Below are 21,811 nucleotides of genomic sequence, written 5' to 3'. Positions count from 1 at the left end.
AGCGCGGGTTGCGGGCGTTTTCGTGCTGAAATCCATTGTGAGGAGACAGAGATGACCCGCAAATTTCTTGCCGCAGGCGCCGTTCTGGCGATGATGGCGCTGGCGGCCTGCGAAACGGTCGAGGGCGCCGGCCGCGATCTGCAAACGGCCGGCGAGGTCGTGCAGACCGAAAGCATGGAGGCGCAGGCCGGCATGTGATCCGGCCTCCGCACGCACCATTCAGGCGATCCTTCGGGGTCGCCTTTTTCGTTGCGCAAGCGGCTGAAAATGCGCGCGAAAGTCGCTTCGGTCAGTCTTCGTGGGCGGTGATCCTGCGGGCGATCACCCACGCGGCGGGGATGCCCAGAGCCGCGCCGATACCCGCGGCCACGAGGATCGGGATCAGGCTGACATATCCCAGAACCAGAACGACGATCACGCCGATTCCGGCCATCGTGCCCACGGATATCGACAGAAGAAGCAAGAACAATCGCTGCATGGCATGGCTCCGGGCAAAATGCGTTGCGGCCTGATCTGCGGCAACCGCGCGCGGCCCGCATTGATCCAGGTCAAGATGCCCGCAACGACGGCGGCCGTTGCATCGCGGCAGGGCGCAACGCAGGGACACGCCGCATCGGCAAACGCCAGCATTTGCCGGGTTCTTCGCTGCACCGGACATGCACCTTGGCTGCACAGCCTGTGCACAGCGCGTACACCGCTTGCGGCCGTTGCGCGGCAGCGTTTACGTTTTTCGACGCGCCGGGCTTGAGCGTGGCCGGCCTGTCCCCACATCAGTCCGAACGAAGGAGGTTCCGATGCGCGCGATGATCCTGGTGGTTCTGATGCTGCTCCCGGCGCAGGCGTCGGCGTTTCTGGCGCGGAACGGGATGACGGCGCACGGGTCGGGGCCTGCCGATATCGTGGTCGATTACCGCGCCGGAAGGCTGGATACCGATTACTGGTGCGCGGCGGGCGATTACGCGCGCCGCGTTCTGGGGCTGGCAGGCGACACCCGCCTGTGGCGCGCCTCGCCCAAGCCGCGCGGGGCGGGGCAGGGCATCGTCTTCACGCTGGACGAGACGCGCAAGGCCGACGGTGCCGGCCTGTCGCATTTCGGCGCCGGCCCGCGCGACGGCTCGATCTCGGTCGGCATGGCGGTGGGCAGTTATTGCCGGCTGATCGTGCCGTTCTGGCCGGATTGAGAACGGCAGGCGATGCGGAACCGATGGCGCGCGGCCGCATTGATCCGTGACGAGGTTCACGACGCAAGGAGGCGGCAATGAAGAACCTCTGGATGAGCGCGTGGCTGTCGGCCGCCAACAGCATCACCGGCGCGGCCCGAGGCCAGATGATGGCCGAGATCAGCAAGGCGCAGACGCAGATGATGCAGGAATGGCAGCGCGCGTGGATCGAGGCGTGGCTGGCGATGTGGATGCCGGCTGCGTCCAAGGGCAAGAGTTGGCGCTGAGCAGGGTTCGGCGCGCGCAGGTGCCGCCCGGTCGACGCTGACCGCGCGAAGCGCCGGCGGCGGTTCCGGTGCGAGCCGCGGCCCTAGAACGGTCCGGTGGACCGTCTTCAGAGTCAAACACGCGAAGTACCGGTGCCGAAGTCGACAGCCTTCGGCATTAAACCGAACGAACGGTACACATCCGGTAGCGCTGGCACGACCCAGTCAGGCATGCTTGGTCGAGCGGGTCGCTGGGAAGGAGTAGGGTGCATTCGCACAAGCAAACCCGGTTCCTAGTGTTCGGGAGCAACGCGTGCGAGCACATAGCGCGCCTTTCCTATCTATTCGTCAAAGTCTTGACAACCTTCGACGGAATGTCACCAATCAAAGAAAAACGAGGCGCCCCATGAACTTCGACGATGCACAGATCCGCCAGCTTTTCGGTACGGACACTGCTGAAGACGATGACCCCCGACGACTGAAAGCGTACTTCTTTAAGAACGAGACTTACGACAATATCCGCGCCGATCTTCCTCTTAGAATTCTAGTTGGCCATAAAGGTATTGGAAAGAGCGCGCTGCTGCGAATGTCTCACCTAGAAGATAAAGATGAGGGTATTTTATCGATTGAAATCAAGCCGAACGATTTAGTCATTAAAGACCCAAGCAGCGTTAGTTTTATCGAAAAGATTGATGGGTACAGAAAATTAATTTTAAAATTGATTGCTGGAAAGTCATATGAGGTTCTTGAAGCGGGAGAATCCCCAAAAATTAACGACGCGTTCTCCTCGTCAGCTAAGACGCTCATGACGACGATGATAGGCTCTGTTGCACAAATCGGCTGCTGATCGGACTTCCCCTTTCCCCGGACAGATTTATCCTGCGACCTCTGTGATGGGCGTGCCGAGCGCGGTGAAGCCGTTGAGCACGGCGACGCGCACCTGGAACTCCGCGACCTGACGGTCGAACTCGCGTGCGGATAGGCGCTGACCCAGCAGCTTGACGCAGTGCATCTTGGTTTCTGCGCGGCTTCGGCGGTGATAGCCGCTCCATCGTCGCCAGATTGTCCGCCCGACGCGCTTCGATGTGCGCAGGATCTCGTTGCGGGCGACAGCCCCGGCTGTGTCGGGCTTCCAGGGCTTGGCGTTCTTGCGAGGCGGGATGATCGCCGCGGCACCGCGCGCGGCGATGGCGTCGTGGCACTTGCGGGTGTCGAAAGCACCATCTGCCGTGACGCTGGCGATCTCCTGGTCGGGTGGTATCTGGTCCAGAAGTTCGGGCAGCATGGGCGCGTCACCGACGTCGCTGGTGGTGAACTCGGCCGCCCGGATTTCCAGTGATTTCTCGTCGATCCCGATGTGGATCTTGCGCCAGACCCTGCGCTTCGTGCCGCCATGTTTGCGGGCGTTCCACTCGCCTTCACCCTCGACCTTGATCCCGGTGCTGTCGACCAGCAGGTGCAGCGGACCGGCCGATCCGCGGTAGGGGATGTTGACCTTCAGGGTCTTCTGGCGCCGCGACAGCGTGCTGAAGTCGGGCACCGCCCAGTCCAGGCCGATCAACCGCAGCAGGCTCTCGACGAAGCCCGTCGTCTGCCTGAGCGCCATCCCGAACAGCACTTTCATCGTGAGGCAGGTCTGGATGGCTGCGTCGCTGTAGTCCGCTTGTCGCCCGCGCTTGCCAGTCGGCGCGGCCTTCCACGTCATGGCGGGGTCGAACCAGATCGTCAGAGAGCCGCGGCGCTTGAGCGCTTGGTTATAGGCGGGCCAGTTCCTGGTCTTGTAGATCGGGGGTGTCGGTCTGCTCATGCAGTCAAGCTACCACGCTGGATTCACGAGATGAATCCCTCACGCGATTTGTGCAACAGAGCCCTTTACACTAACGACGAGCTTATTAAAAAGCTTTCTAATGTTTGTCAGAATCATAACTTTCACTTTACTTCTAGGAAGTCTGTTACACCTAAAGCTCTCGCTGAGTTTCTTTACAAGATAGATTTTATAATCGCGCGCGATGAAGGGCCAGATGGAAAAATTCGTTGGACGCAGTTCGATTAAAATCGGCTCCTGCAGAGCCAGTTCGTTGACTTCGGATACAAATGGGAGGTTCACCCAGCATATCGTTGGGCGCTGCAGCCAAAATCTGTTCATGAAATTCTCGCAGAGATATCTAGAACGGATTGACGCTCACCCATCCATCTTCAACGCCTGAATGAACGCCGTCTGGGGGATTTCCACCTTGCCGAACTGGCGCATCTTCTTCTTGCCGGCTTTCTGCTTTTCCAGCAGCTTCTTTTTGCGCGTCGCGTCGCCGCCGTAGCATTTGGCGGTCACGTCCTTGCGCATCGCCGACAGGGTCTCGCGCGCGATCACGCGGCTGCCGATGGCGGCCTGGATCGGGATCTTGAACATGTGGCGCGGGATCAGTTCCTTGAGCTTTTCGACCATGACGCGGCCGCGGGATTCGGCGCGGTCGCGGTGGACCATGATCGACAGCGCGTCCACGGGTTCGTCATTGACCAGGATCGACATCTTGACCAGAAAATCCTCTCGGTATTCGCTGATCTGGTAATCGAAGCTGGCATAGCCCTTGGTCACGGATTTCAGCCGGTCGTAGAAATCGAAGACCACCTCGGCCAGCGGCAGGTCATAGACGACCATCGCGCGGCTGCCGGCATAGGTCAGGTCCAGCTGGATGCCGCGGCGATCCTGGCACAGTTTCAGCACGTCGCCCAGATATTCGTCGGGGACCATGATCGTGGCCTTGATGCGCGGCTCCTCGATGTGATCGACAAGGGTCAGGTCGGGCATGTCGGCGGGGTTGTGCAACTCGCGCACCTCGCCGTCGCGCATGTGCAGGCGGAAGACGACGCTTGGCGCGGTGGTGATCAGGTCCAGATCGTATTCGCGTTCCAGCCGGTCGCGGATGACCTCGAGATGCAAGAGCCCCAGAAAGCCGCAGCGGAAACCGAAGCCGAGGGCGGCCGAGGTCTCCATCTCGTAGCTGAAGGAGGCGTCGTTCAGGGCCAGTTTCTCGATCGCGTCGCGCAGCGCCTCGAAATCGTTGGCGTCGACCGGGAAGAGGCCGCAGAAGACCACCGGCTGCGCGGGCTTGAAGCCCGGAAGCGCGCGGTCGGCGGGTTTTCTTTCGTGGGTGATGGTGTCGCCCACGCGGGTGTCGCGGACCTGCTTGATCGAGGCGGTGAAGACGCCGATCTCGCCCGGGCCCAACTCGGCGATGTCCACCATCTGCGGGGTCAGCACGGCCAGCTTGTCGAGGCGGTAGCTGGCGTCGGTCTGCATCATCTTGACCTGATCGCCGCGCCGGATCACGCCGTCCATGACCCGGATCATGACGACCACGCCCAGATAGGGGTCATACCAGCTGTCGACCAGCATCGCCTTGAGCGGCGCATCGGCGTCGCCCTTGGGGGCGGGCAGGCGGGTGACGATGGCTTCCAGCACGTCGGGGATGCCGAGGCCGGTCTTGGCGCTGATCGGGATGGCCTGGCTGGCGTCGATGCCGATCACGTCCTCGATCTGTTCCTTGACGCGGTCGGGTTCGGCGGCGGGCAGGTCGATCTTGTTCAGGACCGGCACGATCTCGTGATCCGCGTCGATGGCCTGATAGACATTGGCCAGCGTCTGCGCCTCGACCCCTTGCGTGGCGTCCACGACCAGCAGCGATCCTTCGACCGCGCGCATCGACCGGCTGACCTCATAGGCGAAATCGACATGGCCCGGCGTGTCGATCAGGTTCAGCACATAGGTCTGCCCGTCCTGCGCCGGATAGGAGATGCGGACGGTGTTGGCCTTGATGGTGATGCCGCGCTCACGCTCGATATCCATGGCGTCCAGCATCTGCGCCTTCATGTCGCGTTCGGCGACGGTGCCGGTCAGCTGGATCAGCCGGTCGGCCAGCGTGGATTTGCCGTGGTCGATATGGGCCACGATCGAGAAATTGCGGATCAGGGACAGCTTGGTCATGGCGCGGCTATACAGGGGCGCGATGCGCGCGAAAAGAGGGTATCGCGCGGGCGGGGGCGCGGGGCAGGCGACGTTGGGCGGCGGGGCGAGCGTGGCGCCGGGGGTATTTGGGCAAAGAAGAAATCCGGGCGCGGCGGGGCCGGTCGCAGGTGTGCACGCAGGCGCGGCTTAGCCCGCGTCTTTCAGCCGGTCGATCAGCGCCATTGCGGCGGCGGGGTTGCGGCGTTTCTCGCCCGAGATGACATAGAGATACAGGTCGCGATCCTGCGCGATCGCGCGCGCCGTGGCCGCCCATCGGTCCAGATCGGCGTCGGAATAGCCGGAGGGAATGTCGGTCGTGCCCATCAGCCGCAGATAGGCGAAATCGGCGGTTCTCGCGTCGATGTCGGGAAACTTGCTGTCGCCGGCGCGGACCAGCGCGATGTTGCGGTCGCGGCACAGCGCGGCGGCCTTGTCGTCGGCAAAGCTGTCATGGCGGGCCTCGATGGCGTGGCGCAGGGGAATCCCGTCATGGCTGTCGGGCAGCAGCGACAGGAACGCGCCGAAATCCTCGGCATCGAATCTTTTGGTCTCGGGCAGTTGCCAGTTCAGCGGTCCCAGCCTGGTGCCGAGTTCGGTGATCCCCGAGGTCAGGAAACGCTGCACGCTGTCGCCCGCCTCGGCCAGGACGCGGCGATTGGTGGCATAGCGCGGGCCTTTCAGCGCGAAGATGAAATCGTCCGGCGTCTGGTCGTGCCATTTGCGGAAGCTGGCGGGCTTCTGGCTGCCGTAATAGGTGGCGTTGATCTCGATCGAGGTCAGCGCCCGGCTGGCATATTCCAGTTCGCGGCGCTGGGGCAGGTCGTCGGGATAGAAGACGCCGCGCCACGGCGCGAAATTCCAGCCGCCGATGCCGATGCGGATCATGTGCGCCCCCCCCTTTGCAGGCACCTCTATCCCGCGGGGCGCGGGGGCGCGTCAAGTCAGACGATCTGGCCGTCCGCCATCCGGTCCAGGAAATCCGCGGCATCGGCGCGGATGGCGCGGCGTTGGGCGTCGTCCATCCGGTCCCAGTTGCCATAGATGCGGCCGATGCGGGGATTTCCCTCGAACCGGGCGCGGTGGCGGGCCATGAAATCCCAGTAAAGCAGGTTGAACGGGCAGGCGGTCTTGCCGGTTCTTGCGCTGACGGAATAGGCGCAGCCCGCGCAGTAATCGGACATCCGGTTGATATAGTTGCCGGAACTGACATAGGGTTTGCTGCCGACGATGCCGCCATCGGCAAACTGGCTCATCCCGATGGTGTTGGGCGCCTCGACCCATTCATAGGCGTCCAGATAGACCGACAGATACCAGTCATGCACCTGCGCCGGGTCGATCCCGGCCAGCAGCGCGAAATTGCCGGTGATCATCAGCCGCTGGATGTGGTGGGCATAGGCCAGCCGCTGCGTCTGGCCGATGGCGGCCGTCATGCAGTTCATCCGCGTCTTGCCGCCCCAATACATCCACGGCAGGTCGCGCCGGTGGTCCAGCGCGTTGCGGCGCGTATAGTCGGGGCCTTCGCGGAAATAGATGCCGCGCATGAATTCGCGCCAGCCAAGGATCTGGCGGATGAAACCCTCGGCCGAGTTCAGCCGCACCTTACCTTCGGCATGGGCCGCCGCCGCCGCCGCGCAGACCTCGTGCGGGGACAGCAGCCCGGCGTTGATATAAGGCGACAGGACCGAGTGGTTCAGATACGGATCGTCCAGCAGCATCGCATCCTGCGTGGGCCCGAATTCATCCAGCGCGTGGTCGATGAAATGGCGCAGCGCATGCAGCGCGCCGTCGCGGTCGGTGGCATAGTCGAAGGGGCGCAGATCGCCGAAATTGTCGGCAAAGCGCGCCGCGACCAGATCCAGAACCTCGGCCGTGATGTCGTCAGGCTGGAATCGCGGCGGGGGCGTGCGGAACAGATCGGGTTCGGCCGGCTTGCGGTTGTCGCGGTCAAAGTTCCACCGCCCGCCCGCGGGCCGGTCGCCGTCCATCAGCAACCCGGTCTTGCGGCGCATGTGGCGATAGAACCATTCCATCCGCAATTCCTTGCGGCCCTTCGCCCAGGCGTCGAAGTCGGCATGGCTGGCGAAAAAGCGGTCGTCGGCAAGCTGATGCACCCGAATGGGCAGCGAGGCGAGGATGTCGATCAGCCGCCATTCGCCCGGCTCGGTCGCGATCACCGAATCCGCGTCGAATTCGGCGGTGCGGCGCAGCAATTCGCCGCCGATGCTTTGCGTGTTGTCGGGATCGTCCAGCCGGGTATAGGCGACGCGGAACCCGTCATCTTGCAGGCCGGCCGCGAATTTGCGCATCGCGGCAAAGAGGAAGGCGATCTTCTTGGGGTGGTGGCGGACATAGCTGGCCTCGTCCATCGCCTCGGCCATGACGATCACGTCGCCGTCGCGGGCCGCGCGCAGGGCGGCGATGTCGCGCGACAGCTGATCGCCCAGCACAAGGATCAGCCGGGTCATCTGCGTCCGGCGCAGCGGGCGTTGCGCGATCCGGTCAGCCTGTCATTCCCATTCGATCGTGCCCGGCGGTTTGGAGGTGATGTCATAGGTGACGCGGTTGATGCCCTTGACCTCGTTGATGATGCGGGTCGCGGTTTCGCCCAGGAAATCGTGGCTGAACGGATAAAAATCCGCGGTCATGCCATCGACGCTGGTGACGGCGCGCAGCGCGCAGGCATAGTCATAGGTGCGCCCGTCGCCCATCACGCCCACCGTGCGGACGGGCAGGATCGCCACGAAAGCCTGCCAGATGTCGTCATACAAATCGTGCTTGCGGATCTGGTCGATGAAGACCGCATCGGCCTTGCGCAGGATCTTCAGCTTGTCGCGGGTGATCGTGCCGGGGCAGCGGATCGCAAGGCCGGGGCCGGGAAAGGGGTGGCGGCCGATGAAGCTTTCGGGCAGGCCCAGTTCGCGGCCAAGGGCGCGCACCTCGTCCTTGAACAGCTCGCGCAGGGGTTCGACCAGTTTCAGGCCCATCTTTTCGGGCAGGCCGCCGACGTTGTGGTGCGACTTGATCGTGACCGAGGGGCCGCCGGAAAAGCTGACGCTTTCGATGACGTCGGGATACAGCGTGCCCTGGGCCAGGAATTCGGCCCCGTCGATCTTGCCGGCCTCGCGCTGAAAGATGTCGATGAACAGGCGGCCGATGGTCTTGCGCTTGACCTCGGGGTCGCTGACGCCGTCCAGCGCGTCGAGGAACAGATCGGCCTCGTCGGCGTGGATCAGCGGGATGTTGTAGTGGTCGCGGAACATCGTCACGACCTGATCGGCCTCATCCAGCCGCAAAAGGCCGTGATCGACGAAGACGCAGGTCAACTGGTCGCCGATCGCCTCGTGGATCAGCACCGCCGCGACCGAGGAATCGACCCCGCCCGACAGGCCGCAGATCACCCGCCGGTCGCCGACCTGTTCGCGGATCTTGCGGATCGCCTCGTCCTTGTAGCTGGCCATCGTCCAGTCGCCGGTGAACCCCGCCAGCTGGACGAAGTTTTCCAGCATCTTGCGGCCGTTGGGGGTGTGATGCACCTCGGGGTGGAACTGTACGCCATAGAAATGGCGCGATTCGTCCGCGATCATCGCCATCGGCGCGTGGGGCGAGGTGCCGATCACCTCGAATCCCGAGGCCATTTCGGTGACGCGGTCGCCATGGCTCATCCAGACTTCCTCGCGCCCGTCCTGGAACAGGCCGGCGAAGATGCCGTCCCGCCTGTGGCCGGGGGCAGGCGCGATGAAGGCGCGGCCGTATTCGGCGTGGTGCCCGGCCTCGACCGAGCCGCCAAGCTGGTCCATCATCACCTGCTGGCCATAGCAGATGCCGAAGACGGGAACGCCCAGTTCGAACACCGCCTGCGGGGCGCGCGGGCCGTCCTTGTCGGTGACGCTGGCCGGGCCGCCCGACAGGATGATCGCCTGCGGCGGGTCGGCGCGCAGATCGTCATCGGTGATGGCGTTGAACGGCCGGATCTCGCAATAGACGTTCAGTTCGCGCAGGCGGCGCGCGATCAGCTGCGTCACCTGAGAGCCGAAATCGATGATCAGAAGGCGCTGGTGCTGGGTCATGGATGCGCTTTAAGGTCGCTTGTGCAGCGGCGCAAGAGGGCTGCCGTGTGGCGGAACCGCAGGGCGGCGCGGCGCGTTGGAAAACGTCCGTCTTTACAAGAAGCTGAGCCGAGGTTGCCATGACCGTCAAAACCCTGTCCGTCGCGTTCCTGTCCGCAGCCCTGCTGGCGGCCTGTCAGCAGGGGGCCGGGTTCGACGCGCCGGTCATTCCGCTGACCGGCGTGGACGCCCCCGCCGATCCCGCCGAAGAGGCGCTGGCCGCCATCTGCACCGGCGATGCCGCATTGCAGGAACGCATGGGCGAGGCGGTCAATGCGGCGCGCGCAGCCAATGGCAAGGTGCTGCTGGCGGCAAATGACGACCTGATCCGGATCGCGCAATCCCATGCCTGCGACGTGGCCGCGATGGGTCGCGCGACGGTGGCCGGATCGAACGGGTCGAACGTGGTGGACCGGGCGCGGGCAGTCGGCTATCCGACCTGCGGCGTGGCGCAGCTAGTTGCGGCGGGCGGCACACCCGAAGGCGTCGTCGCTGCCTGGCTGCGGTCCGAGCCGCACCGGGTCGAATTGATGGGCCAGTCCAGCACCGAACTGGGCACCGGCGTCGTGCGCGGCGCCGATGGCCGGTTGTGGTGGAGCGTGGTTCTGGGCGACGACTGCGCCTGAGGCAACTGCGCCTGCGAGGCGCGGGCAGGGGAAATGAAAACGGCGCGGGCCAGCCGCGCCGTTTTCAGTTGCGGGCGGGGTCCGCGCCTATTCCTCGGGCACCAGACCGCGCGGCGCGAAGCGCAGCACCAGCAGCAGCACCAGGCCCATCGCGATGAAGCGCATATGCGCGGCGCTGTCCATCAGATGCGCCTTCAGCCCGCCATCGGGCAGCGGCGATGTCAGCAGCGCGATCAGCGCCGGACCCCAGACCTCGGCCTTGATCCACAAGAACCAGATCAGCACCGCGCCCAGCACCGCGCCCCAGTTGTTGCCCGAACCGCCGACGACGACCATCACCCAGATCAGGAAGGTATAGCGCAGCGGCTGATAGCCCACCGGCGCCATCAGCCCGTCCTGCGTGATCATCATCGCGCCCGCGACGCCGATCACCGCCGATCCGAGGATGAACACCTGCAAATGCCGCGCGGTGACGTCCTTGCCCATCGCCTCGGCCGCGACCTCGTTGTCGCGGATCGCGCGCATCATCCGGCCCCAGGGCGATTTCAGCGCAAGTTCCGCCAGCAGGATGATCGCCAGCAGCACGACCAGAAACAGCGACATGTAACAGATCTTGACCCACACGCCCGAGGCTTCGGCCGTGCTCATCGACAGGCTGTTGGCAAAGCTTTGAAAGTCGGGGTTCTGCTGCAGCTCGATCTCGTAGGGGACGGGGCGGGGAATGGCGGTGACGTTCTTGACCCCGCGCGCCAGCCAGTCCTCGTTCTTCAGGACGGCGACGATGATTTCGCCGATGCCCAGCGTCGCGATGGCCAGATAGTCGGACCGCAGCCCCAGCGCGACCTTGCCCACGCCCCAGGCGGCGGCAGCGGCAAAGACCCCGCCCACGACCCAGGACAGCAGGACGGGCAGGCCCAGACCGCCGATATTGCCGTGACGCGCGGGACTGTTCGATTCGATCGCCTGCACCGCGGGATCGAACAGCCAGCGATAGATGACGAACCCCGCGATCAGGATCGCCAGCACCGCAAGGCCGCGCCCGCTGCGCAAACGCTTCCACGCCTGGATGGCCAGCGCCAGCGTGCCCAGCCCGACGGCCAGCGCGAACAGCACCCGCGCCCCGCCCGCCTGCCACGCCCCCGCGACCGGCTGGGTCGAGACCAGCACCGGCGCAAGACCGCCCAGCGCCAGAAAGCCGACCACGCCGACGTTGAACAGCCCGGCATAGCCCCATTGCATGTTGACGCCCAGCGCCGTGATGGCCGAAATCAGGCCCATGTTCAGGATGCCCAGCGAGGTGTTCCAGCTGCCCGAGAACATGGCATTGCGCACCGTGCCCTCAAGGATGAACAGCACGGCAAGCACCGCGAAAATCAGCGGCGCGCGCCATTTGCTGGTGGATGCGGCCTGACGGTTGGTTGACATGACCGGACCTCCCTTACACGGACCTGCCGCCGAACAGGCCGGTTGGCTTGAACAGCAGCACGACGATCAGAATGACGAAGCTGACGGCGAACTTGTATTCCGTCCCCAGCAATTGCAGCAGCCCGTCGGGCTGCCATGCGGGGAACAGATAGCCCGCCACCTTCAGCCACGGATAGGTCACCGCGACCTCGGAGAAGGCGACGACGAAGCCGCCGGCGATGGCCCCCAGCGGATTGCCCAGACCGCCGACGATGGCGGCGGCGAAGATCGGCAGCAGGATCTGGAAATAGTTGAAGGGCTTGAACGCCTTGTCCAGCCCGTAAAGCACGCCCGCGATGGTCGCCAGACCCGCGGCGATGATCCAGGTCAGGCGCACGACCTTTTCGGGGTCGATGCCCGACAGCAGGGCCAGATCCTCGTTGTCGGAATAGGCGCGCATCGCCTTGCCGGACTTGGTCCGGTTCAGGAACCAGAACAGCGCCCACACGACCAGCACCGCGACCACGATGGTCAGCACCTGCGTCGTCTTCAGCGCCAGCCCCTCCTGAAGCCCGGTCATCTCGCGAAAGCTGCGCACGTCGATGACGAAGCGCGCGCCATCGGCGAAACGCTGTTCATCGACGCCGATCAGCAGCCGCGTCAGCCCGTTCATCAGGAACATGACGCCGACCGAGGCCATCACCAGGATGATCGGCGGCGCCTTCTTGATCCGATAGAAGCGATAGACGGCGCGATCGGTCAGCAGCACGATGATCGCGGTGCCGGCGATCCCGATCGGCAGGGCCAGCAGCGCGGTGGGCAGCGGCCCCAGCGTGACGCCCATGGATTGCAGGCCCCATGTCGTCAGGATGGTGACGGCGGTGCCGAAGGCCATCGTGTCGCCATGGGCGAAGTTGGAAAAGCGCAGGATGCCGTAGATCAGCGTCACCCCCAGCGCGCCCAGCGCCAGCTGCGCGCCATAGGCGGCGGCCGGGATGAAGACGAAGTTCAGAAAGGCCACGAGGGCGTTCAGGATGTCCATGGCTCAGCCCCCCAGGAAGGTGCGGCGCACCTCGTCGTTTTCCATCAGCTCCTTTCCCGATCCGGTATGCGCGTTGGCCCCCTGGACCAGCACATAGGCCTTGTCGGCGATGGCCATGGCCTGTTTGGCGTTCTGTTCGACCATCAGGATCGGCAGCCCGCCGCGGGCGATGGCGATGATGCGGTCGAACAGCTCATCCATGACGATGGGGCTGACGCCCGCGGTCGGCTCGTCCAGCATCAGCAGGCTGGGCCGCGTCATCAGCGCCCGGCCCACGGCAAGCTGCTGGCGCTGACCGCCCGAAAATTCGCCCGCCGCCTGCCGGCGCTTTTCCTTGAGGATGGGAAACAGGTCGAAGACCTGCGTCATGGTGTCCGTGAAATCGTCGTCGCGGATGAACGCGCCCATCTCAAGGTTTTCTTCGCAACTCATTGACGGAAATATGTTGTTGACCTGCGGCACGAAACCCATCCCGGCCTTGACGCGGTCCTGGGGGTTCAGCGCGGTGATGTCGCGCCCGTCCAGCCGGACCGAGCCTTCGCGCAGCTCCAGCATCCCGAAGATCGCCTTCATGGCGGTCGATTTGCCGGCGCCGTTGGGGCCGACGATCACCGCGATCTCGCCCTTTTCGACGGCGATGGTGCAGTTGTGCAGGATGTCAGGGCCGCGACCATAGCCGCCGGACATGTTTTCCCCGATCAGGAACGGATCGTCGGGCCGGCCGGGGCCGACTGCGCCGGATCTGCGGCTGCCGTCGAACGTGCCGGCGGGCCGGGGGTTGACGACCGATGCGTCGCGATTGCCCCGGGTGCCCAAAGCCTTGTCCGCATCGCTCATGCGCCCACCATGTCCTTGTTCTTCAGGCCGGTGCCCAGATAGGCCTCGATCACCTCTTCGTTCTGCATGATGTCGGCGGCGCTGCCCTCGGCCAGCACCCGGCCCTCGGCCATGACGATCACCGGGTCGCACAGCTTGCCGATGAAATCCATGTCGTGTTCGATCACGCAGAACGTATAGCCGCGTTCCTTGTTCAGCCGCACGATGGCGTCGCCGATCGTGCCCAGCAGGGTGCGGTTCACGCCCGCACCGACCTCGTCCAGGAACACCACCTTGGCGTCGACCATCATCGTCCGGCCCAGTTCCAGCAGCTTTTTCTGGCCGCCCGACAAATTGCCGGCCTTTTCATGCGCCAGATGGCGGATGGTCAGAAACTCCAGCACCTCGTCGGCGCGCTTGCCCAGCTGATCCTCTTCGCGCCGGATCTGGCCGCGCTGGAACCAGGTCTTCCAGATCGTCTCGCCGGTCTGGCCACCCGGGACCATCATCAGGTTCTCGCGCACCGTCATCGAGGCGAATTCATGCGCCAGCTGGAAGGTGCGCAGCAGCCCGCGACGAAACAGCTGGTGCGGCGGCAGGCCGGTGATGTCCTCGCCGTCCATATAGACCTTGCCCGATGTCGGTGGCAGCACGCCCGCGATGACGTTGAACAATGTGGATTTGCCGGCGCCGTTCGGCCCGATCAGCCCGGTAATCGAGCCTTCGCCGATGGTGAGGCTGGCACCATCTACGGCCCGGAACCCGCCGAAATGGCGGTGAAGGTCCTCGACCCTGATCATTCTTGTTTCCCTGTCTTCACGATTGCGGTGAAGTTTGGCGTGGTAAAGTGTGGCCGCCCGCGCGGCTCTTGTCATTGCGAAAAGGCCCGGTCGCGCGCACGCGGGACCGGGCCTGTCCGATCAGGGAAGGTCAGCGATAGCCGACAATCTCCATTTCGCCGTTGTTGAACGAGACCTCGCGATAGACGCCGGCGGATTCGCCGGGTTCGATGAATTCGACGGACGTGGCGCCGACATAATCGACCTCGCCGCCGTCATTGAGGATCTCGATCGCCTTGGCCAGTTCGCCGGGCATGATCTTTTCGCCGGGTTCGTTGGCGATATCCATGATCTTGTCCTTGTAGACGCCCGGATCGCTGCTGCCTGCGGCGGCCATCGCCAGCAGCATCAGCGCGGCGGCGTCGTAGGATTCGGCCGAGAACACGTTCGATCCGTCGAAGCCGGCTTCCTTGGCCATCTCGATATACTTGTCGCGCCCCTCGCCCTCGGCGGCGGGGTTCTGGCCGAAGCTGCCGTCGATCTCGCTGCCGAAATTCTCGACCAGCGCGTTGCCGATCATGCCGTCGGGGAAGACGAACGTGTCAAACGCGCCCGTGTCCAGCGCGGCGCGCACCACGCCCGAACCGCCCTGATCGACATAGCCCGCGACCACCAGCGCGTCGCCGCCGGCTGATGCCAGCGCCGCAACCTCGGCCGAGTAGTCGGCCTTGCCGTCGTCATGGGCGCTGCTGACCGTGACGGTGCCGCCCTTTTCCTCGAACGCGGCCTGGAAGCTGTCGGCCAGCCCCTTGCCGTAATCGTTGTTGGTATAGGTGACGGCGACGGTGTCGATGCCCTTTTCCATGATGATGTTGGCCATCACCTCGCCCTGCCGCGCATCGGACGGCGAGGTGCGGAAGAACAGGCCGTTATCGTCGATGGTGGACAGCGCCGGCGACGTCGCCGAGGGCGAGATCATCACCACGCCGTTCGGCTTGGCGACGTTTTCCAGCGTCGCGATGGTTTCGCCCGAACACATCCCGCCGACGATGCCCTTCACGCCTTCGGCGGTGATCAGGCGTTCGACGGTGGCGGTGGCCGCCGCCGCGTCGGCGCAGGTCGAATCGCCTTCGACCGGGGTGACGGTCGAGCCGTCCAGCAGCAGGCCCGAATCGCTGACTTCCTTCATTGCCAGCTGCGCGCCGTCGCGCATTGCGGGCGCCATGGATTCCAGCGGCCCGGTGAAGCCCAGCGACATGCCCATCTTGATGTCCTCGGCCCCGGCGGCGCCGGCGATCAGTGCTCCGGCCGCGGTGGCCAGAAGAAGCTTTTTCATTGTTTGTCTCCCAGTTGGAACAGAGTCCTGGGCGCGAGGTTAGAAGGGCTGATCCAAAAAGAAAAGTCTCATCACGAACCGTTTTGCACGGCTTTTGAGGCAGCTTGGCCCGAAATCGGGTCTCAGCGCCAGCCCAGCGTGTCGCGACGGCGGCGGCGCAACAACGCGCCGGCAACCCCGGTCAGCAGCCAGCCCAGCGCGAAACCGATGGCCGCCGCCCCCAGCCCGGCCACGCCCAGCGGCAGCGCCGGGCGGAAATCGCCCCAGGTCGCGGCAATCGTGTCGGGGTCGCGCATCCGGTGCGGCAGCAGCAGCCGTTCCAGCGGACCGGCGATCCGCAGCATGGCAAGATCGGCGCGGGCGTGATCCAGCCGGGCAAGGCTGCGGCGCATGTCGGCCTGATGGGCGTCGCGGAAATCGCTGCCGGTCAGGTCGGCCAGCGCCTGCGACCGTGTCAGCCCCGCGCGCCGCGCGCTGGCGTCGAAATCGGCGGCGACGCGGGCCAGCGCATCGACCTGTCCGCCCAGACGCTGCACATACTGATCGGAAAATGCGGGAAACTGCGACAGAACCGCGGCGCAGGCCAGCGCCGTGACCAGTCGCAGCGCCCCGATCATGGCGTCGGCAGCCCCGCCGCCAGCACCGGCCGATAGATCTCGGCGATCCGCGCCACGGCGTCCCGGGGCGACAGTTCCTCGCTTTCGCCGGTGCGGCGGCTGGTCAGTTCGACCCGGTTGTTGGCCAGACCGCGCGGGCCCACGGTGATCCGCCACGGAAGGCCGATCAGGTCGGCGGTGGCGAATTTGGCCCCGGCGCGTTCGTCGCGGTCGTCGTAAAGCGGGTCCAGCCCGGATGCGCGCAGCTGGTCATAGATCGCTTCGCAGGCGCTGTCGGTCGAGCCGTCGCCCTGCTTGAGATTGACGATCGCGACGTGGAACGGGGTCACGCCTTCGGGCCAGATGATGCCGCGATCGTCGTGGCTGGCCTCGATGATGGCACCCACCAGGCGCGAGACGCCGATGCCGTGGCTGCCCATATGCACCGGCACGCGCGCCCCGTCGGGGCCGACCACGGTCGCGCCCATCGGTTCGGAATATTTGGTGCCGAAATAGAAGATCTGCCCGACCTCGATCCCGCGCGCGATGCGGCGCCGATCCTGCGGGATCTGGTCGAACAGCGCCGGATCGTGCGTCTCGTCGGTGCGGGCATAGCGGCTGGTGAATTCGTCCATCACCGCCTGACATTCCTCGTGGCTGTCATAGTCGATCTGCCGGTCGCCGAAGGTCAGGTCGGTGATCTGGCTGTCATAGAACACCTCGGATTCGCCGGTCTCGGCCAGCACCAGGAATTCATGCGTGTCGTCGCCGCCGATGGGCCCGCTGTCGGCACGCATCGGGACGGCCTGCAACCCCATCCGTTCATAGGTCCGCAGATAGCTGACCAGATGGCGGTTATAGGCGTGCAGCGCATCCTCGCGCGTCAGATCGAACGTATAGCCGTCCTTCATCAGGAACTCGCGCCCGCGCATGACGCCGAAACGGGGCCGGATCTCGTCGCGGAACTTCCACTGGATGTGATACAGCGTCAGCGGCAGATCCTTGTAGCTGTTCACATGCGCGCGGAAGATGTCGGTGATCATCTCTTCGTTGGTGGGGCCGAACAGCAGGTCGCGCTTGTGCCGGTCGGTGATGCGCAGCATCTCCTCTCCGTAATCGTCGTAACGGCCCGACTCGCGCCACAGATCGGCCGGTTGCAGCGTCGGCATCAGCAGGGGGATGTGGCCGGCGCGCTGCTGTTCCTCGTGCACGATCCGTTCGATCCGGCGCAGCACCCGGTAGCCCAGCGGCAGCCAGGAATAGATGCCGGCGGTTTGCTGCTTGATCATCCCCGCCCGCAGCATCAGCCGGTGGCTGACGATCTGGGCTTCTTTGGGGTCCTCTTTCAGGACAGGCAGGAAATAGCGCGACAGACGCATGGGGCGTGGTCCTTCGGTTCGGGTCGCGCCACCTGTAGGGCAGCGGCGCGAAGGGGGCAAGATCTGGGGCCGTGCGCGCCGGGCTTGCGCGTTGACCGGTTGCGGCCTGCGGGTGCTGCGGACTTGCATCGCAGCCCCCGACCGGCCACATAGGCACGACAATTCGGGCGGGGCCAACAGGATGCACATGTCGGTGCGCAAGCAAGTGATCTGGTGGGGCGCCGCCTCGGCGCTGCTGCTGGTCACGATGTGGCTGCTGGGGCAGGCGATCCTGCCCTTCATCCTGGGCGCGGGCGTCGCCTATCTGCTGGACCCGGTTGCCGACCGGCTTGAACGGGCGGGACTGTCGCGGACCATGGCGGTGGTGGTCATCACCTTCGGCTGCGTTCTGATCCTTGCCGCGGTGATCCTGCTGATCGTGCCCTTGCTGATTCGGCAGGCCACGGCGCTGATCGCCACCGCGCCCGAGATGTTCGAACAGGCCCGCAGCTTTGTCGTCGCGCGTTTTCCCGACCTGCTGCCCGAAGGCGGCACGTTCAGCACCGCCATGACCGATCTGGGCAAGGCCATGGGCGATCAGTGGAGCAACGTGGCTCAGACGATCATGAGTTCGCTGGGCGGCGTCATCAGCGCGGTGGCCATTCTGGTGATCGTGCCGGTGGTGGCGTTCTACCTGCTGCTGGACTGGGACCGGATGGTGGCCGAGATCGACCGGCTGCTGCCGCGCGAACACGCGCCGGTGCTGCGCCGGCTGGCGGCCGAGATCGACGCGGCGCTGTCGGGTTTCGTGCGCGGGCAGGGGCTGGTGATCCTGATCCTGGGGACGTGGTATTCGATCGCGCTGATGCTGGTCGGGCTGCCCTTTGGCTTTTTCATCGGCATCAGCGCGGCGGCGCTGTCGTTCATCCCCTATGTCGGGGTTCTGATCGGCGGCATCACGGCCATCGGCGTCGCGCTGTTCAGTTTCTGGGGCGAGCCGCTGTGGATCGGCGCGGTGGTGGCCATCTTCGCCCTGGGCCAGGTGGTCGAGGGAAATTACTTGCAACCCAAGATCGTCGGCGGTCATGTCGGGCTGCATCCGGTCTGGCTGTTGCTGGCGCTGTCGGTGTTCGGGGCGCTGTTCGGCTTTGTCGGGCTGGTCGCGGCGGTGCCGATGGCGGCGGCGCTGGGGGTGCTGGCGCGGTTCGCCATCGAACGCTATCGCCAAAGCGCGCTGTATACCGGGCGCACGCCGCCGGCCGAGGCGGGACCGCCGATCCTGGTCGAACTGGCGCCGCGCGGAACCGTCGCGCGCGAATTGCTGCAGGCGCGGTTGCAGGCCGATGAAAGCCGCGGCCGGGCCGAGATCCAGACGATGCAGGAAGACCTGCAACGCCGGAAGGATTAGGGCCGGTTGTCGCGCCAGCTGACCCTGGACCTGACCACGCCGCCGGCCCATGCGCGGGTCGATTTCCTGCCCGCCCCCGCCAATGCCGACGCGCTGGCCGTGCTGGACGCGCCGCAGGACTGGCCGCAGGGGCGGATGCTGCTGATCGGCCCCGAGGGGTCGGGCAAGACCCACATGGCCGCCTTCTGGGCGGCCGAGAATGGCGCGCGCCGCATCACGGCCGCCGCGCTGCGCCCCGAGGCCGCCGATCTGCTGGCCGCCGAGAGCGGCGCGCTGGTGGTCGAGGATGCCGACCGCGCCGGCCGCGCGGCGCTGGCCGAACAGGCGCTGTTCCATCTGTGGAATCTGTGCGGGGCGCGCGATTGCCTGCTGCTGCTGACCGCGCGCACCGCGCCGCGCGACTGGGGGCTGGTGCTGCCCGATCTGCGCTCGCGCATGGATGCGATGCCGCAGGTCCGGCTGGGACCGCCCGACGAGGCGCTGATGGCCGCGGTGCTGGTCAAGCTGTTCGCGGATCGCCAGCTGATCGTGCCCGCCGGGCTGATCGACTGGCTGGTGATCCGGATGGACCGCGATCTGGGTCAGGCGCGCCGGCTGGTGGCCGCGATCGACCGCGCGGCGATGGCACGGCAAGGCCCCGTCACCCGCCGCATCGCCGCCGATCTGCTGGACAAGCTGCCGCGTCCCGACGCATGATCCGGCCTGGTTCCGCAGCAGCCGGACTTGCATGACACAGGCCGATTTCCTTCGCACCCCGTTTCCGCCCCCGCGCGAATTGCCGGACGGTCCGCCGACGGGGCCGGCGCGGTTCTTCAACCGCGAACTCAGCTGGCTGTCCTTCAACTGGCGGGTGCTGGACGAGGCGCGCAACGCCCGTGTGCCGCTGCTGGAACGGCTGCGCTTCGTGTCGATCAGCGCCGCCAATCTGGACGAGTTCTATACCGTCCGCGTGGCCGGCCTGCGCGAACTGGTGCGCGAGGGGCATAACAGCATCTCGGATGACGGGCTGACGGCGGCCGAACAGCTTGGCCTGATCAACGCCGATGCGCGCCGGCTGATGGCCGCGCAGCAGGGCGTCTGGACCCGCCTGCGCCGCGAGATGGAACAGCAGGGCATCGTGATCCTGTCCCGCTCGCGCCTGACCCGCGCGGAAGAGGATTTCCTGCACCGCCATTTCGAGAACAAGGTCCTGCCGGTGCTGTCGCCCCTGGCCATCGACCCGGCGCATCCGTTCCCCTTCATCCCCAATACCGGCTTTTCGCTGGCGCTGGAACTGGCGCCCGAGGGCAAGGGGCGGCGGATGCAGGCGCTGCTGCCGATCCCGGCGCAGTTGCAGCGTTTCGTGCCGCTGCCCGGCGGCCAGCGTTTCCTGCGGCTTGAGGATCTGTTGCTGATGCATCTGTCCAGCCTGTTCCCCGGCTATCGCGATATCGGGCATTGCGCGTTCCGGGTGCTGCGCGACAGCGATCTGGAGGTCGAGGAAGAGGCCGAGGATCTGGTCCGCGAATTCGAGACCGCGTTGAAGCGTCGCCGCCGCGGCAGCGTGATCCGGCTGAAGATCACGGCCGGCGCGCCCGACAATCTGCGCCGGCTGATCATGGAGGAGCTGGGCGTCATCCCCGACGAGGTGATCGAGGTCGAGGGGTTGCTGGGCATGGCCGATCTGCGCGAACTGGTGCTGGACAGCCGCCGCGACCTGCTGTGGCCGGTCTTCACCCCGCGCGTCCCCGAACGGGTGCAGGATCACGACGGCGACATGTTCGCGGCGATCCGGCAAAAGGACATGCTGCTGCATCACCCCTATGAGACGTTCGACATGGTGGTGCGGTTTCTGGCGCAGGCCGCGCGCGATCCCGACGTTCTGGCGATCAAGCAGACGCTGTATCGCACCAGCCGCGACAGCCCCATCGTCGAGGCGCTGTGCGAGGCCGCCGAATCCGGCAAATCGGTGACCGCGCTGGTCGAACTGAAGGCGCGGTTCGACGAGGCCGCCAATATCCGCCAGTCGCGGCGGCTGGAACGCGCCGGCGCGCATGTCGTCTATGGGTTCGTGAACTACAAGACCCACGCCAAGATCAGCACCGTCGTCCGGCGCGAGGGCGACAACCTGGTCACCTATACCCATTACGGCACCGGCAATTATCATCCGATCACCGCCCGCATCTATACCGATCTGTCGCTGTTCACCTGCGATCCGGCACTGGGGCGCGACGCGACCAAGGTTTTCAACTATCTGTCGGGATATGTTCAGCCCGAGGGTCTGGAGAACCTGGCGATCTCGCCCATCGACCTGAAGGACCGGCTGCTGTCGCTGATCGCGCGCGAGGCGGAATATGCCCGTCAGGGACGGCCGGCCGCGATCTGGGCCAAGATGAATTCCCTGATCGAAAAGGACGTGATCGAGGCGCTGTATGCGGCCAGCGCGGCGGGCGTGAAGATCAGCCTGGTGATTCGCGGGATCTGCGGAATCAGACCCGGGATCAAGGGGCTGTCGGACAATATTCGCGTCAAGTCGATCATCGGGCGCTATCTGGAACATTCGCGGATCGTGTGTTTCGGCAACGGCCACGGCCTGCCGTCGGGTAAGGCGCGGGTGTTCTTTTCCTCGGCCGACTGGATGGGCCGCAACATGACGCGGCGGGTCGAGACGCTGGTGGAATGTCACAACGAGACGGTGAAGGCGCAGATCGTCAGCCAGATCATGGCCGCCAACCTGGCCGACGAGGCGCAAAGCTGGCTTCTGCATCCGGACGGGCGTTTCGTCCGCTATCTGCCCGATGGGCGCGACGATCTGTTCGACTGTCACCGCTTCTTCATGGAAAACCCCTCGCTGTCGGGGCGCGGCACGGCGGGGGCGCGCGATGTGCCGGCGCTGACCCATTCGCCGGATTGACCCGGCGGACCCGACACG

Annotated in this window: 21 protein-coding genes; 8 read left to right on the top strand and 13 right to left on the bottom strand. The window is 65.4% G+C overall.

Annotation, left to right across the window (positions count from 1 at the left end; translation table 11 throughout):
- Positions 1-51 precede the first annotated feature (51 nt).
- Positions 52-198, top strand: a complete 147-nt coding sequence (locus tag JHW45_RS09155; protein ID WP_272857400.1) for an entericidin A/B family lipoprotein — start codon at positions 52-54, stop codon at positions 196-198.
- 91 nt (positions 199-289) lie between these two features.
- Here the strand turns inward: JHW45_RS09155 and JHW45_RS09150 are convergent, their stop codons facing one another.
- On the bottom strand, positions 290-478 hold the full coding sequence (locus JHW45_RS09150; RefSeq protein WP_272857399.1) for a hypothetical protein: 189 nt from the start codon (positions 476-478) through the stop codon (positions 290-292).
- A 316-nt stretch (positions 479-794) separates the two neighbouring features.
- On the opposite strand from JHW45_RS09150, the gene JHW45_RS09145 reads away from it, so the two are divergent.
- The 3 genes from JHW45_RS09145 to JHW45_RS09135 all read left to right on the top strand — a co-directional run bounded on the left by JHW45_RS09145 (position 795) and on the right by JHW45_RS09135 (position 2,273).
- The gene (locus JHW45_RS09145; protein ID WP_272857398.1) at positions 795-1,181 is read left to right on the top strand and encodes a hypothetical protein; all 387 of its coding nucleotides are present in this window, start codon (positions 795-797) and stop codon (positions 1,179-1,181) included.
- 77 nt (positions 1,182-1,258) lie between these two features.
- Positions 1,259-1,447 (top strand): hypothetical protein, encoded by a 189-nt coding sequence (locus tag JHW45_RS09140; RefSeq protein ID WP_272857397.1) that lies wholly within the window; start codon positions 1,259-1,261, stop codon positions 1,445-1,447.
- 385 nt (positions 1,448-1,832) lie between these two features.
- On the top strand, positions 1,833-2,273 hold the full coding sequence (locus JHW45_RS09135; protein ID WP_272857396.1) for a hypothetical protein: 441 nt from the start codon (positions 1,833-1,835) through the stop codon (positions 2,271-2,273).
- A gap of 27 nt (positions 2,274-2,300) precedes the next feature.
- On the opposite strand, the gene JHW45_RS09130 is transcribed toward JHW45_RS09135, so the two are convergent.
- The 5 genes from JHW45_RS09130 to guaA form a co-directional block, all read right to left on the bottom strand.
- Complete coding sequence (locus JHW45_RS09130) at positions 2,301-3,233, bottom strand: IS5 family transposase (RefSeq protein ID WP_119136892.1); 933 nt, start codon at positions 3,231-3,233, stop codon at positions 2,301-2,303.
- A gap of 375 nt (positions 3,234-3,608) precedes the next feature.
- Positions 3,609-5,408, bottom strand: a complete 1,800-nt coding sequence (gene lepA / locus JHW45_RS09125) for a translation elongation factor 4 (protein WP_272857395.1) — start codon at positions 5,406-5,408, stop codon at positions 3,609-3,611.
- A 168-nt stretch (positions 5,409-5,576) separates the two neighbouring features.
- On the bottom strand, positions 5,577-6,314 hold the full coding sequence (locus JHW45_RS09120; protein ID WP_272857394.1) for a DUF72 domain-containing protein: 738 nt from the start codon (positions 6,312-6,314) through the stop codon (positions 5,577-5,579).
- 56 nt (positions 6,315-6,370) lie between these two features.
- A complete protein-coding gene (locus tag JHW45_RS09115) occupies positions 6,371-7,894 on the bottom strand; it encodes a cryptochrome/photolyase family protein (protein WP_272857393.1) in 1,524 nt (507 codons plus the stop codon).
- A 42-nt stretch (positions 7,895-7,936) separates the two neighbouring features.
- The gene (guaA, locus tag JHW45_RS09110; protein ID WP_272857392.1) at positions 7,937-9,496 is read right to left on the bottom strand and encodes a glutamine-hydrolyzing GMP synthase; all 1,560 of its coding nucleotides are present in this window, start codon (positions 9,494-9,496) and stop codon (positions 7,937-7,939) included.
- Positions 9,497-9,615: 119 nt separating this feature from the next.
- Here guaA and JHW45_RS09105 point away from each other — a divergent pair, with 119 nt between their 5' ends.
- Positions 9,616-10,161, top strand: a complete 546-nt coding sequence (locus JHW45_RS09105; protein ID WP_272857391.1) for a CAP domain-containing protein — start codon at positions 9,616-9,618, stop codon at positions 10,159-10,161.
- An 87-nt stretch (positions 10,162-10,248) separates the two neighbouring features.
- On the opposite strand, the gene JHW45_RS09100 is transcribed toward JHW45_RS09105, so the two are convergent.
- The 7 genes from JHW45_RS09100 to proS all read right to left on the bottom strand — a co-directional run bounded on the left by JHW45_RS09100 (position 10,249) and on the right by proS (position 17,513).
- The gene (locus JHW45_RS09100; RefSeq protein ID WP_272857390.1) at positions 10,249-11,586 is read right to left on the bottom strand and encodes a branched-chain amino acid ABC transporter permease; all 1,338 of its coding nucleotides are present in this window, start codon (positions 11,584-11,586) and stop codon (positions 10,249-10,251) included.
- A gap of 13 nt (positions 11,587-11,599) precedes the next feature.
- Positions 11,600-12,607 carry a branched-chain amino acid ABC transporter permease gene (locus JHW45_RS09095; protein WP_272857389.1) on the bottom strand — a complete coding sequence of 336 codons (1,008 nt, stop codon included), beginning with the start codon at positions 12,605-12,607 and terminating at the stop codon, positions 11,600-11,602.
- Positions 12,608-12,610: 3 nt separating this feature from the next.
- Complete coding sequence (locus JHW45_RS09090; protein WP_272857388.1) at positions 12,611-13,444, bottom strand: ABC transporter ATP-binding protein; 834 nt, start codon at positions 13,442-13,444, stop codon at positions 12,611-12,613.
- The gene (locus JHW45_RS09085) at positions 13,441-14,223 is read right to left on the bottom strand and encodes an ABC transporter ATP-binding protein (RefSeq protein ID WP_272857387.1); all 783 of its coding nucleotides are present in this window, start codon (positions 14,221-14,223) and stop codon (positions 13,441-13,443) included. Before JHW45_RS09085 ends, JHW45_RS09090 begins: the two co-directional genes overlap by 4 nt.
- 130 nt (positions 14,224-14,353) lie before the next feature.
- Positions 14,354-15,538: an ABC transporter substrate-binding protein gene (locus JHW45_RS09080; protein ID WP_272857386.1), complete on the bottom strand. Its 1,185-nt coding sequence runs from the start codon at positions 15,536-15,538 to the stop codon at positions 14,354-14,356.
- A 122-nt stretch (positions 15,539-15,660) separates the two neighbouring features.
- On the bottom strand, positions 15,661-16,155 hold the full coding sequence (locus JHW45_RS09075) for a DUF2937 family protein (RefSeq protein ID WP_272857385.1): 495 nt from the start codon (positions 16,153-16,155) through the stop codon (positions 15,661-15,663).
- Positions 16,152-17,513, bottom strand: coding sequence for a proline--tRNA ligase (gene proS, locus JHW45_RS09070; RefSeq protein ID WP_272857384.1), 1,362 nt, complete (start codon positions 17,511-17,513; stop codon positions 16,152-16,154). Before proS ends, JHW45_RS09075 begins: the two co-directional genes overlap by 4 nt.
- 187 nt (positions 17,514-17,700) lie before the next feature.
- On the opposite strand from proS, the gene JHW45_RS09065 reads away from it, so the two are divergent.
- The 3 genes from JHW45_RS09065 to JHW45_RS09055 are packed head-to-tail and all read left to right on the top strand — an operon-like array spanning position 17,701 to position 21,793.
- Positions 17,701-18,900, top strand: coding sequence for an AI-2E family transporter (locus JHW45_RS09065; RefSeq protein WP_272857383.1), 1,200 nt, complete (start codon positions 17,701-17,703; stop codon positions 18,898-18,900).
- A gap of 6 nt (positions 18,901-18,906) precedes the next feature.
- Positions 18,907-19,596 (top strand): P-loop NTPase family protein, encoded by a 690-nt coding sequence (locus JHW45_RS09060; protein ID WP_272857382.1) that lies wholly within the window; start codon positions 18,907-18,909, stop codon positions 19,594-19,596.
- A 31-nt stretch (positions 19,597-19,627) separates the two neighbouring features.
- A complete protein-coding gene (locus JHW45_RS09055; RefSeq protein WP_272857381.1) occupies positions 19,628-21,793 on the top strand; it encodes an RNA degradosome polyphosphate kinase in 2,166 nt (721 codons plus the stop codon).
- Positions 21,794-21,811: the final 18 nt, after the last annotated feature.

The sequence above is a fragment of the Paracoccus stylophorae genome (assembly GCF_028553765.1).
Classification (GTDB): Bacteria; Pseudomonadota; Alphaproteobacteria; order Rhodobacterales; family Rhodobacteraceae; genus Paracoccus; species Paracoccus stylophorae.
Note: the sequence above shows the minus strand (reverse complement) of the source record. Positions and strands in the feature narration are given on the sequence as shown.

Bases quoted from the DNA above. Each gene is read 5' to 3' on its own strand.
- lepA (WP_272857395.1), bottom strand. From the start codon at position 5,408: ATGACCAAGCTGTCCCTGATCCGCAATTTCTCGATCGTGGCCCATATC.
- JHW45_RS09115 (WP_272857393.1), bottom strand. From the start codon at position 7,894: ATGACCCGGCTGATCCTTGTGCTGGGCGATCAGCTGTCGCGCGACATC.
- JHW45_RS09120 (WP_272857394.1), bottom strand. From the start codon at position 6,314: ATGATCCGCATCGGCATCGGCGGCTGGAATTTCGCGCCGTGGCGCGGC.
- JHW45_RS09095 (WP_272857389.1), bottom strand. From the start codon at position 12,607: ATGGACATCCTGAACGCCCTCGTGGCCTTTCTGAACTTCGTCTTCATC.
- JHW45_RS09135 (WP_272857396.1), top strand. From the start codon at position 1,833: ATGAACTTCGACGATGCACAGATCCGCCAGCTTTTCGGTACGGACACT.
- JHW45_RS09080 (WP_272857386.1), bottom strand. From the start codon at position 15,538: ATGAAAAAGCTTCTTCTGGCCACCGCGGCCGGAGCACTGATCGCCGGC.
- JHW45_RS09065 (WP_272857383.1), top strand. From the start codon at position 17,701: ATGTCGGTGCGCAAGCAAGTGATCTGGTGGGGCGCCGCCTCGGCGCTG.
- JHW45_RS09075 (WP_272857385.1), bottom strand. From the start codon at position 16,155: ATGATCGGGGCGCTGCGACTGGTCACGGCGCTGGCCTGCGCCGCGGTT.
- JHW45_RS09100 (WP_272857390.1), bottom strand. From the start codon at position 11,586: ATGTCAACCAACCGTCAGGCCGCATCCACCAGCAAATGGCGCGCGCCG.
- JHW45_RS09105 (WP_272857391.1), top strand. From the start codon at position 9,616: ATGACCGTCAAAACCCTGTCCGTCGCGTTCCTGTCCGCAGCCCTGCTG.
- proS (WP_272857384.1), bottom strand. From the start codon at position 17,513: ATGCGTCTGTCGCGCTATTTCCTGCCTGTCCTGAAAGAGGACCCCAAA.
- JHW45_RS09130 (WP_119136892.1), bottom strand. From the start codon at position 3,233: ATGAGCAGACCGACACCCCCGATCTACAAGACCAGGAACTGGCCCGCC.
- JHW45_RS09150 (WP_272857399.1), bottom strand. From the start codon at position 478: ATGCAGCGATTGTTCTTGCTTCTTCTGTCGATATCCGTGGGCACGATG.
- JHW45_RS09085 (WP_272857387.1), bottom strand. From the start codon at position 14,223: ATGATCAGGGTCGAGGACCTTCACCGCCATTTCGGCGGGTTCCGGGCC.
- JHW45_RS09140 (WP_272857397.1), top strand. From the start codon at position 1,259: ATGAAGAACCTCTGGATGAGCGCGTGGCTGTCGGCCGCCAACAGCATC.
- JHW45_RS09090 (WP_272857388.1), bottom strand. From the start codon at position 13,444: ATGAGCGATGCGGACAAGGCTTTGGGCACCCGGGGCAATCGCGACGCA.
- JHW45_RS09155 (WP_272857400.1), top strand. From the start codon at position 52: ATGACCCGCAAATTTCTTGCCGCAGGCGCCGTTCTGGCGATGATGGCG.
- JHW45_RS09055 (WP_272857381.1), top strand. From the start codon at position 19,628: ATGACACAGGCCGATTTCCTTCGCACCCCGTTTCCGCCCCCGCGCGAA.
- guaA (WP_272857392.1), bottom strand. From the start codon at position 9,496: ATGACCCAGCACCAGCGCCTTCTGATCATCGATTTCGGCTCTCAGGTG.
- JHW45_RS09145 (WP_272857398.1), top strand. From the start codon at position 795: ATGCGCGCGATGATCCTGGTGGTTCTGATGCTGCTCCCGGCGCAGGCG.